Origin of the sequence: Zunongwangia sp. HGR-M22 (assembly GCF_027594425.1) — a bacterium.
In the GTDB taxonomy this organism is placed as follows: Bacteria; Bacteroidota; Bacteroidia; order Flavobacteriales; family Flavobacteriaceae; genus Zunongwangia.
Map to the genome: position 1 here is coordinate 3,250,573 of NZ_CP115159.1, position 18,260 is coordinate 3,268,832.

The following is an 18,260-nucleotide window of genomic DNA, read 5'->3' on the forward strand; positions in this document are numbered from 1 at the left end:
AGTGTTGTTTCTTTGATGCCTGACAATCCTATCGACATCATGAAATCATTTATTTCGATCCTCTTTCGTCAAATTTCAAAATTCTAACAGCGATAGCGCTCTAAAATCTAACTTCTAACTATGCTGCTCCTATTTTAAGAAATTTTGAATATTCTGAAGCTGAAAAACCGCTTGCTTCTTTTAGTTCTTTCGGTAATTGATGACTTTCTTTCACCACTTCACCAATTACAATAATTGAAGGTGCCGTAAGTTCTTTTTCAGCAACTACTTTTTCTATAGTTTTAATGGTTCCAAAACCAGATTGCTCGTTGATAGTGGTACCGTTTTGAATAATCCCTACTGGCGTATCTTCTTTCCCAAATTCGCTAAAAATCTTTACAATTTCAGATAACTTGCTCATTCCCATCAAAATCACAACAGTAGCCGTAGATTGCGCAGCCAGATAGACATCATTCGATAATTTTCTAGCCGAAGTTGTTCCCGTAATTACCCAAAAACTTTCTGAAGTTCCGCGTTGTGTAAGCGGAATTCCAACATTGGCCGGAACCGCAATAGATGAAGTTATTCCTGAAATTACCGCTGTATCCAAGCCTTTGCTTTTGGCATAATTAATCTCTTCAGAACCTCTTCCGAAGATAAAAGGATCACCTCCTTTTAATCGTACAACATGCCCCCGTTCATTGGCATAATTCACGATTAGCTCATTGATCTCATCCTGAGAATACCGATGTTTATTTTTCCGTTTCCCAACATAAATATGCTCGGCTTGCGGTGCGTATTCGAGTAGCTCACGATTAATGAGTGCATCGTAAAGCACAACTTTTGCAGATTTAAGTGTATTTAAAGCTTTTAGAGTGATTAGTTCCGGATCTCCAGGACCGGCACCAACTACACTTAATTTTGGTAAATTATACATTTTGCACCTCCTTCGTTCTATAGGCATCTACTCTTTTTAAGAATAAACGCGCATCTTCAATATATTTTTGAGCAAACTCTTCGCTAGGTTCATGCTCATTCAATTGATAAGCAAATTCTTTAAACGTAGTTGACAGTTCTATTTTTCCGGTTTCTACAAACAATTCGTCAAACTGGGCGATAATTCCCGCTTGAGTATTCGTTTTTACATCATCGGCTAACAACAATGCTTTTGCAGAATTTACGATTGAAGTATAGGAATGATAAAGAGAATCTGACCATGCCTTGCGATCCAACGCACTCTGTGCATTGTCTATTTTCTCTTCACTTTCAAATAGTAAGGTGGCAATAAGATCGATCACCACGCCCGCACATTCACCAACACCAACGGCTTTGATATAGGGTTTTTCGTGGCCCCAATCGATAAAATCATTTTCATTAAGATTCGATGTATCCGCTAAGTCTTTTAGTAAATCGTAGAAATACGTTTTCCCCTGACGATCGTAATAATGGATAAATTTTTCATCAGTTCCAGCATTAGTATCAAAATCATTCAGCAATAATCGTAAAGCTTCTGGGCCACGTTTACTAGGAACTTTTACCACTTTATCGGCAAAACGACCTTCACCATTTCCAAGAACACCGCCACCAAGTAATACTTGCAATGCCGGAGCTACGGCTTTACCCGATTTAATTGACATGCCCTGAAAACCAATTTCAGCCATATTGTGCTGACCGCAAGCATTCATACAACCGCTAATCTTTATAGTAATATCTTTTCCGTTAATAAACTGCGGATATTCTTCTTTTAGAACATCTTCCAATACGTCTGCAATTCCGGTACTACTGGCGATTCCTAAGTTACAGGTATCGGTTCCTGGGCAAGCGGTAATATCGACTGTTTTATTGTATCCCGTTTCCGCATAGCCCAACTTTTTTAATTCGGTATAGAAAAATGGTAAAAATGGCTCCCGAACATGACGAATTAAAATATCCTGGCGTAAGCTTAAACGAATTTCGTTACCTGCATATTTTTTGACCAAATCGGCCAACTTTCTAGCACCACCAGTATAAAAATCGCCTAACGGAACTCGAATTCCTATAGCAAATAATCCCTGTTGTTTCTGAGGAATAACATTGGTGTTTCGCCAAACTTCAAACTCTTTTTGATCTTCAATTTCTACGGAAGAAATTTCAACTTCCTGAAGTACTGGAGCCGCTTCAAACTTTTCGATATGAAATTCAGGTTGCTTTGTAGAAAGTGCTTTTTTCTGTTCTGCTACTAAATCTAAAAAAGCATCTAAACCAATATCTTTAATTAAAAACTTCATCCTGGCTTTTAATCGTTTAGCACGTTCGCCATGACGATCAAAAACGCGAAGCACCGATTCTATCAGCGGAATAATTTCTTCAGCTTCAATAAAATCATATAATTTATCGGCGTGACGTGGCTGTGAACCTAGTCCGCCTCCTAACATTACCTTAAAGCCGCGTTTTCCATCTTTTAATTTCGGGATAAAACCCAGATCATGGATATAACTTAGTGCTGTATCCTCATCGGTTGCAGAAAAAGCGATTTTAAACTTACGTCCCATTTCCTGGCAAATAGGATTCCGTAGAAAAAATCGAAACGCAGCATCGGCATACGGTGAAACATCAAAAGGTTCATCGACATCGATACCGGCCGTTGGCGAAGCTGTAATATTTCTTACTGTATTACCGCAGGCTTCACGAAGCGTGATATCATCTTTCTCTAATTGCGCCCAAAGCTCTGGCGTTCGATCGAGACTTACATAGTGAATCTGTATATCCTGACGGGTAGTGATATGCAATCTTCCGGTAGAATATTCATCAGACACATCGGCAATTCGATGCAATTGTTCTGAAGTTACTTTTCCAAAAGGCAGTTTTATACGAACCATTTGTACACCAGCCTGCCTTTGGCCGTAAACTCCACGCGCCAAGCGCAGGCTTCGGAATTTTTCTTCGTCTGCTTGTCCCTCACGGAACAGCCGAATTTTCTTTTCTAAATCGATGATGTCTTTTTCGACAACAGGATTTTCAATTTCGGTTCTAAAACTTTGCATGGATAATATAATTTTAATGAGCTATCTGCTAGAAACAGATGTAAATAAAAAAGTCCTTTTTTGTGTTTTACACTTAAAAGGACTTCCTATATAACTAAATACAAAAACACTTTTAAGTGCAGGAATAACTGCGCATGCACATCGATTTACACCAGATCATTTTTGTATTAAAATTTGTCATTTTTCAGTCTTCTTTTAAAATATAATATTAAGCGTGAAGTCCACATTCTCTATTTGCCAATACTTTTGTTGGATCAAAATATTTATGCTCGTTAGGTAAGCCGTGTTCTTCCAGATAAAGATCTAGTTTTTGGTCACTCCAATGATAAAACGGACTCACCTTTAAAAGACCATCTTTACTATAACTAAGAATATCTATACTATTACGAAACGCAGTTTGTCCTTTTCTAAGATTTGTAAACCAAATATCTGGTTGCTGCTCTCTCATCGCTCTCTGGAAAGGTTCTAACTTAACCTGCCGGGTAAATTCATCATGATCTGCGCTGTCTACCTGCGGGATACCGTTAAACATTGCATCTCTATAAGCTGCAGTTTGCTTTGGCATATAAACCTTCACATTAAGATCTAAAGTATCGATTACTTCTCTAGCGTGCTTATATGTTTGCGGCGTGTTATACCCCGTATCACACCATACCACCTGAACATCAGATTTAATTTTTGAGACAGCATGTAAAATTGCCACTTCGTAAGGTCTAAAATTAGTTGTCACCACCGGACGCTTACTATTAAGAATTACCCACTGGATAATTTCTTCAGGGCTTATACCTTTTAGTTGCTGATTAAGGATTTTTAGTTCTTTCTCTGTATACCTTTTCATAATCTTATCTTTCCTGAAGTCCACTTTTATATTTTAAATCTAATAACCTATAGATTTAGTAGGTTATTAAAGCAAAAGTAACTTTCATTTTAATATAGACCAACAATTTGTTGATTAAATTTTGATTTTTAACATTTTACGTTTTAAATAACTACTACAAAGCCAAGTCGGCTAATGTATTTTCACCAAAAACATTTAAAGTACTGTCACGAACCTGAATCATTAGTTTATGAACAGAACATGTTTTTTCATCTGGGCAATCATCACATTTCTCGTAATAATTAAGACTTACACAAGGAACCATGGCAATAGGACCTTCTAAAACTCTAATAACAGCAGTCATTTGAATATCTTCTGGCTCTTTAATAAGATAGTATCCACCACCTTTTCCTTTTTTAGAACCCAAAAAGCCTGACTTCCGAAGGATTAAAAGAATACTTTCCAAAAACTTTTGAGAGATATTCTCGCTCTTGGCAATTTCTGAAGTTTGCACCGGTTTTCGTCCTGGTTGCCTGGCAATAAAAGTAAGTGCCTTAATTCCGTATTTCGTTTTCTTTGAAAGCATACGGCGAATATAAATAATTTTAATCTTTCCATTCGCCGTTATACTTTCAATACTATTTTAATCTAAGGCTTGTTTAATATCGGCAATAATATCGTCGATATGCTCTAAACCTACAGAAGTTCTTATTAAACCGTCTGTAATCCCCACTTCTAATCGATCTTCTTCGCTTAATTTGCTATGGGTGGTACTTGCCGGGTGTGTTACAATGCTACGGGTATCGCCAAGATTGGCACTTCTGGAACACATTTTTACGGAATTTAAAAATTTTCTCCCGGCATCGATTCCCCCTTTAATTTCAAAAGAAATAATATTACCACCCAATCGCATTTGCTTTTTAGCAATTTCGTATTGCGGATGCGATTTTAAAAATGGATATTTTACAAGTTGTACGTTAGGATGCGCCTCTAAGAACTCAGCTAATTTTTGTGCATTTTCACAATGCTTTTCTAAGCGAACAGCTAAAGTTTCCAAACTTTTAGAAAGCACCCAGGCATTAAACGGACTTAATGCCGGCCCTGTATTTCTTGAAAACAAATAAATTTCTCTAATCAATTCTGAATTTCCTACGGTAACTCCGCCTAAAACTCTTCCCTGCCCATCAATCATTTTGGTAGCTGAATGAATCACCAAATCGGCTCCGTATTTTATCGGATTCTGAATATATGGCGTGGCAAAACAATTATCGATCACCAAAATTAGATTGTGTTTTTTAGCAATTTCACCTAAAACTTCAAGATCTATAATATCTACTCCAGGATTTGTTGGGGTTTCCGCAAAAATAATTTTGGTCTCCGGTTTAATTAAACTTTCAATTTTATCTACCTCATTTACCTTGAAATAGGTGTGAGATATATTCCACTTCGGAAAAAATTTGGTAAACAACGAATGTGTGCTTCCAAAAACCGATCGAGCTGAAAGGATATGATCTCCGGCATTTAACAACGCAGCTAGTGAAGAAAATACCGCACTCATTCCAGTAGCAAAGGCATAGCCCGCTTCTGCTCCTTCCATTTTGCAAATTTTCTCAACAAACTCTGATGTATTTGGATTCGAAAATCGGCTGTAAATATTCCGTTCTTTTTCTTCAGAAAATGAAGCGCGCATATCTTCAGCATCTTCAAAAATATAACTAGAGGTTAAATATAAAGGCGCAGAATGTTCTAAATGTTGCGAACGTTCCATTTGCGTTCTAATAGCTTCGGTTTCAAAATTTGGGGTAGACATACCTTAACGTTTTATTGTTTGAAATTCAATTCAGAATTGAAAATTACTTATTTTATTGTTGAAAATACATTTAACAGGTCGTCTTTTAAATCGGAAATATCTTCCAAACCTACCGACAAACGGATTAAATCTTGAGTAACACCAGCATCGTTTTGTGCTTTTTCATCAAGCTGCTGGTGCGTGGTACTCGCAGGATGTATTATTAAGGATTTAGTATCTCCAATATTGGCCAATAAAGAAAATAATTTGGTATCGTTAGCTACAATTTTAGCCGAGTCGTACCCGCCTTTTACGCCAAAAGTGATAATTCCGCTTTGACCTTCAGGCAAATATTCTTTTGCTAATTCGTAATACGGACTGCTTGATAAACCAGGGTAATTAACCCATGTTACCACTTCTTGTTCCTGCAACCATTGGGCTAAAGCCAATGCATTTTCGCTATGTTGTTTTATTCTGATTCTCAAAGTCTCTAATCCCTGAATAATCTGAAAAGCATTAAAAGGACTTAAAGCTGCACCATGATCACGTAATCCTTCAACACGAACTTTTGCAATAAAAGCAGCATTTCCTAATGCTTCGTGATACACCAAACCATGATAACCAGCTGAAGGTTCAGTAAATTCAGGAAACTTACCACTGACCCAATCAAAAGTACCTGCATCGATTATAGCGCCTCCAAGAGAAGTTCCATTACCACTGATATATTTTGTAAGAGACTCAATCACAATATCAGCTCCAAATTCTATAGGTTTCAGAAGATATGGTGTTGCTACCGTATTATCAACAATAAACGGAATATTGTGCGCTTTTGCCTGTGCTGAAATCTTTTTTAAGTCTAATACATCCAATTTTGGATTTCCCAACGATTCCGCAAAAACAGCACGGGTATTTTCTTTAACTGCTTTACCAAAGTTTTCAGGATCAGAAGGATCTACAAAAGTGGTAGTAATTCCAAATCGTGGCAAGGTAACACTCAGTAAATTATAAGTTCCTCCGTATAAACTATTGGAAGCAACTATATGATCTCCGGCTTTCAATAGGGTTAACAAAGCAGTATTGATAGCTGCGGTTCCCGATGCGGTAACTACGGCGCCAATCCCACCTTCTAAAGCAGCTAATCGCTGTTCTAGAACATCGTTGGTAGGATTATTTAAACGGGTATAAATATAACCCGGTTGCGCCAATGAAAATCTACCGGCTGCCTCATCAGAATCTTTAAAGACGTAAGACGTTGTTTGGTAAATAGGAACGGCTCTTGTTCCTCCGTTAGTAGTTACGTCGTGACCGGCATGTAACGCGTTTGTAGCAAATTTAGTAGTACTCATATTTTTTGTTTTTTAAATAAACTACCTCAGGGCAAGGGCAAGCCCAAAAGGCATTTATCAGAAAATTATTTATTATCTCGAGGCAAGCCTCGGAGCATTTAATCTCGATTATCAAGTAAAATGAAACGATCTCCGTTTTGAGCTATTACCAGGGAGACCTTATTGAAATTATTCCTCAATTTAGGTAATAGCAGTGCATTTTTTTGCACATATACATCGGTACACTAACCTTGAAGAATACGGGTACTACATTCATATTGTCATTTTTTAGCATAAAAAAAGCCGCTGTTTTTGGCAGCGGCTTTTATATATTATAACTATTTAAATTTATACAATAGCGCGCGCTGCGGAAGATTTCCACATCATAAACATAAAGCGCATCATAGTATTCAAAATCATTTTCTTACAATTCTATATCTGCAAATATAAACACAGATTTTTTTCCTATCCAAATTTAATTTAAAAATTAATATTCTTTTTCCGAAAGCTTTGCGTTATTCATTTTTTATTGTGTATTCTATAATACATCCCTTACAATTCACTTTATTTTTATTGTTTTTTGAAGGATTTGAACTTTGTGAACTATAATCGGTAGTGAGATAGATTTTTGAACCATCTGGTGAAACTTCTACTTCACGATATCGTACTTCTCCTTTAAAATAGCTTTTGGGTTCACCAATTATCTTATGTCCTTTTTTGTTCAATTTCAATTGCAATAATTCTCCTTGTTTTAAGGAAGGTATTAATAGTGAGTTTTGCCAGCTGGGAATAGCTTTTTTATCGTAAACAGCAATACTACTGGGAGCGACCGCTTCCCAATCTGGACCATCCTCATTTTTCAACCGATGTTCAAAAATTTTTGATAAGGTTTCCGAAGAAATTAACCCTAAAACTTTAATAGGTTCTTCAAAAATTTGTCCCATTTTTTTTGCATTTTCACTTTCATCCTCTACTAATGGATAAGCAGTATTCCATTTTCCCGGCAAATAATCATGATTGGAAACCCCGGCAGCAAATCCATTATAATTACCATCGTTATATCCTATAACCAAAGGATGTCCGTAATTTTTGCCTTTCTTAATTTGGTTAACCTCATCATCTCCAAACGGACCATGTTCTGAAGAATATAACCTATATTTCCCGTTAATTTTCCCTTCAGCAATACCTTCCGGATTTCGATGACCATACGTCCAAACCGCGTTTCGCTTTTCAGCACTAAATGGATTATCCTTCGGAATCCATGAATTTTGATTCACTGCAGTACTATCAGGCTCTAGATTAAATCGTAAAATTTTTCCTTCATAAGAATTGATATCCTGAACTCGATTTTTTCTGCCTGCATTTCCATATTGACCGGCACCCATATCTCCGGTGCTATAAAACAAATACGGTTTATTATTTATATGTGCTATTTTTAAATCGCCACCATTATGGTCGCTACTTCCGGGAATAGTATCGCAAATAGTGAATGGATTTTTCAATTCCTGTGTTGTTTTATCATATTGATACCGCTCCAATTTTATCTTGTAAAAACAACCTCCAAAATTATCCTTACAGCCATCTTCGGTATTTTCAGCATTAAATTGATAAACGTAAGCAACATACACAAAAGGCTTTCCTTTTGTAAAATCTGGATGTAAGGCCAAGCCCATAAGTCCGCCCATGGGCCAGCTTTTCTCTCCGGAAAAATTTCGATTTGGTGTAAAATCTTTTAAAACAGTTTTCTTTTTTGTTTCTAGATGTATTCGACTAAGCAAATACTTTTTGGATTCTACAACCCATAAATAATCGTCTGGGCCGTAAACAATAGCCCAGGGATCTTTTAAATTCTCGGCTATGATTCGCTTAGTGAATACCAATGAATCATTAGAATTTTTTGGTTGAGAATATATTCGCTGTGAAAAGCTTAAAAGAAACAGCAACAAAAATAATTTTAATCATATTGATATCTATTTGTAAAACAAAAAATTACGTTTTAAAATTAAGAGGTAAACAGATACCAATGCTGTTAAAAATTGATAATCATTTCAAAAAAGAAACTTATTAAATTAAGGATCGGCAAAAAAATAGTGCCAATAAAAAGACGTTAAAGAGCGCTTTATTAAAAAAACTATTTTATACATTTGTCCCTGAAATAATAACAGGGAAAGATTTGACTGATTGCAACCCTATAACTTTCTAATTTTAGATGGTTAAAAATGCTAAAGCAGTACTACTTATATAGCCTGCCTTTACGTCAAATTTTCCTCTTTTTATAATTTAAAGGATAAAGTTTATGGCTTATTTATTTACTTCAGAAAGTGTTTCTGAAGGACATCCCGATAAGATTGCCGATCAGATTAGTGATACCTTATTAGATAATTTTTTAGCTTTTGATGAAGATTCTAAAGTAGCTTGCGAAACTTTAGTGACAACAGGACAAGTAGTTTTGGCTGGTGAAGTACGATCTAATACATACTTAGACGTTCAGCAAATTGCCAGAGATGTTATTAACGATATTGGATATACCAAAGGCGCTTATCAATTTAGTGGCGATTCTTGTGGCGTAATTTCATTAATCCATGAACAATCTCCAGATATTAATCAGGGTGTAGATCGCGCTTCGAAAGAAGAACAAGGTGCAGGAGACCAGGGAATGATGTTTGGTTATGCCACTTCTGAAACCGAGAATTATATGCCACTTGCACTGGATATTTCTCATAAAATGATGATCGAGCTTGCTAAACTTCGTCGTGAAAATAAAGATATTACCTATTTAAGACCTGATGCTAAAAGCCAGGTTACAATTGAATATAGTGATGATAACATTCCGCAGCGCATTGTAGCTATCGTACTTTCTACTCAGCATGACCAGTTTATGGAAGTAGACGAGGAAATGCTGACGAAAATTAAAAAAGATATTATTGAAATTTTGATGCCTCGTGTGATCGCTCAATTGCCAGAATACGTTCAAACATTATTTAGCGAAGATATTACTTATCATATAAACCCTACCGGAAAATTTGTAATTGGTGGGCCGCATGGAGATGCCGGACTAACCGGAAGAAAAATTATCGTAGATACTTACGGTGGTAAAGGAGCTCACGGTGGTGGTGCGTTCTCTGGGAAAGATCCTAGTAAAGTAGACCGATCTGCCGCTTACGCCTCTAGACATATTGCTAAAAACTTAGTTGCAGCCGGCGTTGCAGATGAAGTTTTGGTGCAGGTTTCTTACGCTATTGGTGTTGTAGAACCAACATCGATTTCAGTAGATACTTATGGTACTTCTAAAGTTGAAATGAGTAATGGTGAGATTGCTAAAAAAGTAAGAGAGATTTTTGATATGCGCCCATTTGCTATTGAAGAGCGCTTAAATCTGAGAAATCCTATTTACCGCGAAACTGCAGCTTATGGCCATATGGGAAAAGAATCGAGAACGGTTACTAAAATTTTCAAGAGTCCGTATAGCGGAGAAGTTAAAAAAGAAGTCGAATTATTTACCTGGGAAAAACTAGATTACGTAGAGAAAGTAAAAGAAGCTTTTGGATTGTAATTTTCATCCTATAAATTAAATAAAATCCCCTGAATAATCAGGGGATTTTTTATACCACAAAATTTCCTTTTTTAATTTTATTAACGTTTATTTGAGATTTCATTAACATCTCTATGAAGCGCTTACAATCGATCTGCACGTTATTCGCGTGCCTTTGGCTATGTGCAATTTCAGCACAAAGCGACCAAGTTTTTCAATCAAAAACACCAGACTGGGTTACACCAATACAAGCGAAACTTTCTTCAGAAAAGAAAGAACTTGATAATTCGCCTTTTTTGTATTTATTGGTAGATGCACAATTCAATTTAATGGAAGAAAAAGCTTATCGCCATCTGGCTTTTAAAATCCTTAATAATGACGGCGTGCAGGAAATGAGCGATTTCACTATCGAATTTGATCCAGATTATCAAAGTTTATTTTTACACAAAATCAATATCTACCGCGATGATCAAGTGATCGACCAATTGGACCTAAATCGGATAAAAACCGTACAGCGAGAAACAAATCTGGAAAGACATTTATACGACGGTTCCCTTTCTGCACTTTTTAATCTAACAGACGTAAGAGTGGGAGATATTATAGAATATAGCTACACTCGCAAAGGTTTTAATCCTGTGCATAATGGATTTTTTTCTACGGAAGAATACTTAGAATATTCGCTTCCTGTAGTAAATATCTACGGAAAATATCTGGTACCTAAAAACAAGGATTTTGAGATCAAATTTTTTAATGGCATCGATAAACCTAAGATTACCGAACATCCCAATTACACAGAATACGTAATAAAAAACAATAACCCAAAAACTACTGTTTACGACAATAATACGCCGGCCTGGTACGACGCTTCAAAATCTTACCAAGTTTCACAGTTTACCAGCTGGAATGACGTCGCTAAAAACTATAATCAATATTATCAAATATCTGTTTCAGATAGAAAATGGTTACGGGCGAAAGCTAAAGAAATTATAGAAGCCGATACTGTTTTCGACGATCCCATTGTGCCGCTAACAAGATTTGTTCAGGATAAAATAAGATATTTAGGTTTCGAAAATGGCTTAAGTTCTCACAAACCCAGTAATCCAAAAGAAATTTTCAACCGCCGGTATGGTGATTGCAAAGACAAATCTTTTTTATTAAGTGAACTTTTAAAAGCATACAATATAGATGCGCACCCGATTTTGGTTAATTCAACTTTTGGAAATACCGTAAACAAAGACTTACCATCGCCAAATTCTTTTGATCACTGTATCGTGCAATATCACAGATTTAATAAAGATTATTTTATAGATCCTACCATTAATAATCAGGGTGGTAATGCTGAAGCAATTTTTGCACCAGATTATGGCTACGGACTCATTTTAGACGAAGGTACTTCAACACTTACAAAATTTGAAAAGCCAGATTACGGAAAAACTAATATTACAGAAACTTTTATTATCGACTCCATTGGCGGACCAACACGCCTTAAAGTCGAAACGGTTTATAGCGGTTATAAGGCAGATATAACAAGGGCTGAGTTTAACGGAAATGGGATTAGCAGCATTCAAAAAAGCTATCTAGATTTTTATAGTTTGGCCTATGCTGATATTGAAGTTTCCGAAGAACTTTATTTTAAGGATGAGCGCGATCAAAAAAACACCTTTACAGTTTACGAAGAATACAGGATCCCAAATCACTGGACAGAAATGCCAGATGATCCAAGCCAGATCTATTCACAATACTATGCATTGCCCATCGATAATTTTATGTTTCCGCAGAAAACAGCAAAACGTAAATCACCATATTATATAAACGAAAGCACCAATATCGATTATAACATTGTTATTTTCACTCCTGAGAAATGGGAAGTAAATACCGAATATTATAAGTCTGATAATCCTTATTTTGAATATACTTACCAATCTAAATATTCCAATGCTAGAATCGATATTACTCACAAATACAAATCTTTAAGCGATCATGTACCTGCTAAAGATTATTCAGAATTTCTAAAAGCTCATGAAAAAGCTTCAGAAAACATTTCCTATTACCTCACCTATAATCAAAGCCTTGCAGAAAGTTATGCCAATAACGATGTTTCTGATCTTTCCTGGTTTGCATTGTTTTTATTCCTAGTAGTATTTACCGGGGTGGTATTCTTATGCCGTTTAATTTACACCAATTACGACATTCCATCTAAAGCGCATCCAGACGATCATCGCCCAATAGGTGGCTGGCTAATTTTAATAGCAATAGGGCTTTGCCTTTCTCCGTTATTTACCTTATCGCCAATGATAAATAATGAGTATTTTACCTCCGATTATTTATTACTTTGGTCTACCGGAAATAAAGCTTTAGTTGGACTAGTCTTTTTTGAAATCATGTTTAATGCTATTTCTCTTGCTTTCAATATTTTTATATTGATTATTTTCTTCAAAAGAAGAACAATAGCGCCAAAACTAATTATTGCTTTTTATGTTTTCAATTTTGTAGGTGTAAGTTTAGATACGCTGGTAGCGTCCTTTATTCCGTCTGTATATGCTACAGCCCCCGGTCCCGATTTATATAAAGAGGTATTTAAATCACTAATTGCGTGCATAATTTGGATTCCATACTTTATATATTCTGAAAGGGTAAAAGATACTTTTGTAAATACATATAAGAAGAAAAAAACCGAAAAAGGAAATGTCGAAAACATGAACTTTTTAGAAAACAAGCCATCGGTATAATCTTAAAAATACAGCCCATAAACATCTAAAATCCCCTGATCATTTCAGGGGATTTTTTATTTAAAAATGTTCTAACTAAACCCTTTCCGATTTTATCTTTTTCTTCGGAATTCCTTAACAGCGGCGGGACTTTTTAATCATTAACTTGAGATTACAACAAAAGCAGTCTCATGTCTTTTTTTAAAAAAGTAAGAAACACGGTAAACCTGTTAAAGTCGGTTGATATGGATCAGCTGGCAAAAATTAATAAACAAATCGATTTGTCTGAAGCAATGAAAGCTTTAGGTACTTTAGATGAGCGCCAGCTTGCCGGACTCATGAAAATGTTAAAAACCAAGCGTCACAAATCACAAAGTGACCTTCCTCCTATCGATGGCGATTTCTATAATCTTGATTATAAACTTACCAAAGAACAACGCGAACTTCAGATGAAAGTGCGCAATCTTATGGAAGACGAAATTCGTCCATTAATTAATGACCACTGGAATCGCGCAAAATTTCCTTTCGAAATTATCGAAAAATTCAAAAAACTAAATATTGCCGGTATTCCATACGAAGGTTATGGTTGCCCTAATCTTCCGTTTTTAATGGAAGGAATTATCGCGCAAGAAATTGCAAGAGTCGATGTTTCTACCTCAACTTTTTTTGGTGTTCACAGCGGCCTGGCAATGGGATCTATTTATTTATGTGGTAGCGAGGAACAAAAGCAAAAATGGCTTCCGCAGATGCAAAAACTAGAGAAAATTGGCGCTTTTGGTCTAACCGAACCCAATGTAGGATCTGGCGTTGCCGGAGGTTTAGAAACCACCTGTAAATATGATGGTGAGAACTGGATTTTAAACGGACAAAAAAAATGGATTGGTAATGCCACTTTTGCCGATGTGATCATAATTTGGGCGAGAGATGTAGACAGCAACCAGGTAAAAGGCTTTTTGGTAGAGAAAGATAATCCCGGTTTTAAAGCCGAAAAAATGGAAGATAAAATGGCGCTTCGTATTGTACAAAATGCCCTTATCACGCTTACCGAATGTAAAGTTGCAGAAAGTGATAGATTACAAAATGCAAATTCTTTTAAAGATACCGCCAATGTATTACGTATGACGCGCGCCGGTGTTGCGTGGCAAGCCGTAGGTTGTGCTCGCGGTGCTTACGAAAGTGCGCTTAAATACACTCGTAAAAGAGAACAGTTTGGGCGCCCTATTGCTTCATACCAGTTAGTGCAGAATCATTTAGTAGAAATGGTTTCTAACCTTACGTCGATGCAAACCTTATGTTTTAGACTTTCTGAAATGCAAGATGCAGATATGCTAACCGATGAACATGCTTCTCTAGCTAAAGTGTATTGTAGTATGCGAATGCGAGATGTAGTGAGCCGTGCTCGTGAAGTAATGGGCGGTAACGGAATTTTATTGGAACACGATGTAGCTCGTTTTGTGGCAGATGCCGAGGCGATTTACAGTTACGAGGGTACCAAAGAGATCAATTCTTTAATTGTTGGTAGAGCAATTACCGGTTATAGTGCTTTTGTTAGTTAACAAACTTCAAATTAAAAATTAAAAATCAAAACCCTCGATGAGGGCAAAAATTAGAATTAAATGTCAGTATTAGTTGTAGCCCCAGGTAGAGATGTATCTAAATGGGTAGAAAATTTAAAAGGTCAACATCCTGGAATGAATGTTTATACTTATCCCGAAGACCACGACACTGAAGAAGTTGAATTTGCCATTAGTTGGAAACATCCTCGTGGTCTATTCAAAAATTATCCAAATTTAAAAGTTGTTGCCTCAATGGGTGCCGGTGTAGATCATATCACATCAGATCCTGAATTTCCTGAAGGAGTTAAAATTACCAGAGTTGTAGATGAGCAATTAACCAGCGATTTAAGTGAGTTTGTTCTTGCTTTGGTGATGAATCACACTCGACATCTTTCCGCATACAAACATCAGGAGAAAGATCATAACTGGAATGTGATGAAGTATTGCCGTAACAGCGATATGAAAATAGGTGTTATGGGAATGGGTGTTATTGGTACCGCCACCGCAAAACTCTTAGCAAAAAATAACTTTCAGGTTTCAGGCTGGTCTCGTACCGAGAAAGATTGTGAAGATATCAAATCCTATTCTGGTGATGGCAGTTTAGATGATTTTTTAAGTAATTCTGAAATTCTTATTTGTCTTCTTCCACTAACTGATGAGACAACCGGAATTTTAAATAAAGAATTATTCGAGAAACTGCCTAAAGGTGCTTATGTTATAAATGTAGGTCGTGGCGAACATTTAGAAGAAAATAACCTTATAGAAATGATTGATAATGGCCATTTAGCAGGCGCCTCTTTAGATGTATTTAAAGAAGAACCTTTACCAGAAGATCATGCTTTTTGGGATCACAAGAGAATTAGTATTACTCCGCATACCGCAAGTTTAACCGAAGCTGAATCTGTAATTCCTCAGATCGTTGATAATTACGAACGTTTTAAAGATGGTGAAGAATTGAAAAATGTGGTAGAACAGGATCGCGGTTATTAGAATTATATAACAAATCATTTTTCCTAATGCTGAAATTGGTTAATTTCCCAACCAATTTCAGCATTTATATTTATGGACAATTTTACTCAAAAAAGCTTATTACAGGTTCATGAGCGCATAAAACCATATATTCACGAAACGCCAATTTTCACCTCTTCATTAATAAATCAAATTGCAGGTTGTTCCATTTATTTTAAATGTGAGAATTTCCAAAAAATGGGTGCTTTCAAGATGCGTGGTGCCACTAATGCAATCTTACAACTAAGCAAAAAAGATCAGCAAAAAGGAGTGGTTACACATTCTTCAGGTAACTTTGCCCAGGCACTATCTTTAGCAGCCAAAAGTTTAGGAATTCCTGCTTATATAGTCATGCCATCTACTGCGCCTCAGGTAAAAAAAGATGCCGTAAAAACTTATAACGGAATTATTACTGAATGTCCACCAACTTTAAAAGACCGCGAAGAAACCGCGCAAAACATCGTTGAGAAAAAAGGCGCTACATTCGTTCATCCTTCTAATGATATTGATGTGATTTTAGGACAGGGTACCGCGGCTTTTGAATTGATTCAAAAAAAGCCTAATCTTAATTGTGTAGTAACTCCCGTTGGTGGAGGCGGATTAATTGCCGGTACTGCTCTTGCCGTGAATCTATTTACTGAAAAAACTAAAACATTTGGAGCCGAACCTTTTGAAGTAGACGACGCTTATCGCTCATTAATTTCAGGAAAAATAGAGATTAATAAAAGCTCCAATACAATCGCCGATGGATTAAAAACACAACTTGGAGATAAAAACTTTCCAATTATTCAAAAACATGTCGATAGCATAATCCGAGTTACTGAAGATGAAATAAAGACTGCACTAAAATTAATTTGGGAACGAATGAAAATTATAGTGGAACCTTCTAGCGCTGTAGCATTAGCAGCTATCTTGAAGAAAAAAGAAGATTTTAAAAACCAAGAAATCGGGATAATAATTTCAGGCGGAAATGTAGATTTTAACCAAATTAACCTTTAGAACAATTAAATTTAACAGCAATTTTAAAGTAATATTAAACTTGAATTAAATGATATTTTTCAACCTCGAAAGCTGACTAAATTTGCGCGAAACAAAAAAAAATCAAAATGAAGAAATTAATTATTTTAAGCGCGATTGCATTACTAGGAAGCATTGGTATTTCTAATGCTCAAATCCAAGAAGGTAATTTTATGGTTGGAAGTGATTTTGGTAGTGGCTTAATCAATACTGGAAACAGCAGTATTCTTGGTTTAAACTTCGGATTAAACGATGGTGCAGGTTACAATTTAGGTTTAAGTCCAAAACTTGGATATTTTGTAAAAGATAATTTTATGCTGGGAGCTGTAGCTAATATCGGATTTAGTAAATCTGCAGAGAGTGAAGGATCTACTGAAACTACTGTATACGGATTTCAGGCTTTATCTAGATATTACTTAAGCCCAGGTGAAAAAGGAATTGATAATCTTTTAAGCCACGGTCGTTTCTTCGTTGAAGCAAATGCAGGTATCGCTGGTGTTAATGTTGCCGGTGGAAATACTACCAACGGATTTGCTTTTGGTGTAGGCCCAGGATATTCTTACTTCCTTACAGATAACGTAGCATTAGAAACTAATCTTAAGTATAATGGTTTAGTTGGTGGAGGAAACACTACATACCAAAACTCTTTAGGTCTCAACTTCGGTATTCAGGTATTTATTCCTTCTTCTAGAGCTAAAGAGCTTAGAGATAATCCTGAAATGAGATAATTACTTTTACTCGATAATCGAGATGAAATGCTCCGAGGATTGCCTAGAAATAATGAATATTTTTCTGATAAAAATCTAGTGATTTTATCCTTAGGTAGTTTGCTATAATTTATTAAAAGGCTGAGAATATATCTCAGCCTTTTTTAATTATTAAATTTCACTTTCTAATACGCTAATAGTAACTAGCATTTGGCCAATATGTCTCTGGCTGTGCTCTGCGGCATGAAAGTACAATCCTATCACACTAGAAGGTAACTTCTTTCTCCCTACCGTTCTCTTTTCGGTTAATATCGCTTCAGGTGTATTTTTAAAAGTCTGCAACGCTTCATCTACTTTTTCAGCAAAAGCTTTTTTCAAATTAGCGATTTTCACCTCGCGATCTTCAACACCTTCTTTTCGTAAATATTCAAATTGAATTTCAGAAAGAGATTTTTCTTCGGCATAGGTTAGCATTCGATCCAAAACCCCGGTAATGTGTTGCAAGTGGAAACCAACGCTTGCTCTTCCGGCAGGTTTCTTCCAAAGTAGTGCTTCAGGAAAAGTTGCTGTATATTTAAAAACCTCTTCCTTAGACTGCAAAAGCGCATGGGCGGCTGGTTGCAAAAGTAAAGGTATATCTGGTAAAGATCCTCGAAGCCAAACCTCTCTAGATTTTTCATTTTCCATATAAAACTCTTAAGGTGATGTTATAATATACTATTATCAGGCAAAAGATATAGTATCTTTAACATTAGAATTGAAGAAAGATTTAACGAAAAACAACTTAATGTTTTTATGG

Annotated in this window: 14 protein-coding genes; 6 read left to right on the forward strand and 8 right to left on the reverse strand. The window is 36.0% G+C overall.

Annotated features, from left to right (window positions below):
• Positions 1-118: 118 nt before the first annotated feature.
• From cobA to PBT91_RS14065, 7 genes are all read right to left on the reverse strand, one after another.
• Positions 119-916: a uroporphyrinogen-III C-methyltransferase gene (gene cobA, locus PBT91_RS14035; RefSeq protein ID WP_270059084.1), complete on the reverse strand. Its 798-nt coding sequence runs from the start codon at positions 914-916 to the stop codon at positions 119-121.
• The gene (locus tag PBT91_RS14040) at positions 909-3,002 is read right to left on the reverse strand and encodes a HEPN domain-containing protein (RefSeq protein ID WP_270059085.1); all 2,094 of its coding nucleotides are present in this window, start codon (positions 3,000-3,002) and stop codon (positions 909-911) included. The genes cobA and PBT91_RS14040 overlap by 8 nt, the downstream gene beginning before the upstream one ends.
• 208 nt (positions 3,003-3,210) lie before the next feature.
• A complete protein-coding gene (locus tag PBT91_RS14045) occupies positions 3,211-3,840 on the reverse strand; it encodes a phosphoadenosine phosphosulfate reductase domain-containing protein (RefSeq protein WP_270059086.1) in 630 nt (209 codons plus the stop codon).
• A 154-nt stretch (positions 3,841-3,994) separates the two neighbouring features.
• A complete protein-coding gene (locus PBT91_RS14050; RefSeq protein WP_270059087.1) occupies positions 3,995-4,405 on the reverse strand; it encodes an RrF2 family transcriptional regulator in 411 nt (136 codons plus the stop codon).
• Between the two features lie 57 nt (positions 4,406-4,462).
• Positions 4,463-5,629, reverse strand: coding sequence for a trans-sulfuration enzyme family protein (locus PBT91_RS14055; protein WP_270059088.1), 1,167 nt, complete (start codon positions 5,627-5,629; stop codon positions 4,463-4,465).
• A gap of 47 nt (positions 5,630-5,676) precedes the next feature.
• On the reverse strand, positions 5,677-6,954 hold the full coding sequence (locus PBT91_RS14060; protein WP_270059089.1) for an O-acetylhomoserine aminocarboxypropyltransferase/cysteine synthase family protein: 1,278 nt from the start codon (positions 6,952-6,954) through the stop codon (positions 5,677-5,679).
• A gap of 494 nt (positions 6,955-7,448) precedes the next feature.
• A complete protein-coding gene (locus tag PBT91_RS14065) occupies positions 7,449-8,876 on the reverse strand; it encodes a PQQ-dependent sugar dehydrogenase (protein WP_270059090.1) in 1,428 nt (475 codons plus the stop codon).
• Positions 8,877-9,229: 353 nt separating this feature from the next.
• Between PBT91_RS14065 and metK the strand changes: the two genes are divergently transcribed.
• The 6 genes from metK to PBT91_RS14095 all read left to right on the forward strand — a co-directional run bounded on the left by metK (position 9,230) and on the right by PBT91_RS14095 (position 17,482).
• Positions 9,230-10,486 (forward strand): methionine adenosyltransferase, encoded by a 1,257-nt coding sequence (gene metK / locus PBT91_RS14070; RefSeq protein WP_270059091.1) that lies wholly within the window; start codon positions 9,230-9,232, stop codon positions 10,484-10,486.
• A gap of 113 nt (positions 10,487-10,599) precedes the next feature.
• Positions 10,600-13,194 carry a DUF3857 domain-containing protein gene (locus PBT91_RS14075; RefSeq protein WP_270059092.1) on the forward strand — a complete coding sequence of 865 codons (2,595 nt, stop codon included), beginning with the start codon at positions 10,600-10,602 and terminating at the stop codon, positions 13,192-13,194.
• Positions 13,195-13,364: 170 nt separating this feature from the next.
• Entirely contained in the window at positions 13,365-14,729 is a 1,365-nt protein-coding gene (locus PBT91_RS14080; RefSeq protein WP_270059093.1) for an acyl-CoA dehydrogenase family protein, read from the forward strand.
• A 60-nt stretch (positions 14,730-14,789) separates the two neighbouring features.
• Positions 14,790-15,719, forward strand: coding sequence for a 2-hydroxyacid dehydrogenase (locus tag PBT91_RS14085; RefSeq protein ID WP_270059094.1), 930 nt, complete (start codon positions 14,790-14,792; stop codon positions 15,717-15,719).
• Between the two features lie 72 nt (positions 15,720-15,791).
• The gene (locus PBT91_RS14090) at positions 15,792-16,736 is read left to right on the forward strand and encodes a pyridoxal-phosphate dependent enzyme (RefSeq protein WP_270059095.1); all 945 of its coding nucleotides are present in this window, start codon (positions 15,792-15,794) and stop codon (positions 16,734-16,736) included.
• 107 nt (positions 16,737-16,843) lie between these two features.
• Complete coding sequence (locus tag PBT91_RS14095; RefSeq protein WP_270059096.1) at positions 16,844-17,482, forward strand: hypothetical protein; 639 nt, start codon at positions 16,844-16,846, stop codon at positions 17,480-17,482.
• Positions 17,483-17,632: 150 nt separating this feature from the next.
• Here the strand turns inward: PBT91_RS14095 and PBT91_RS14100 are convergent, their stop codons facing one another.
• Positions 17,633-18,148, reverse strand: a complete 516-nt coding sequence (locus tag PBT91_RS14100) for a DinB family protein (RefSeq protein WP_270059097.1) — start codon at positions 18,146-18,148, stop codon at positions 17,633-17,635.
• Positions 18,149-18,260: the final 112 nt, after the last annotated feature.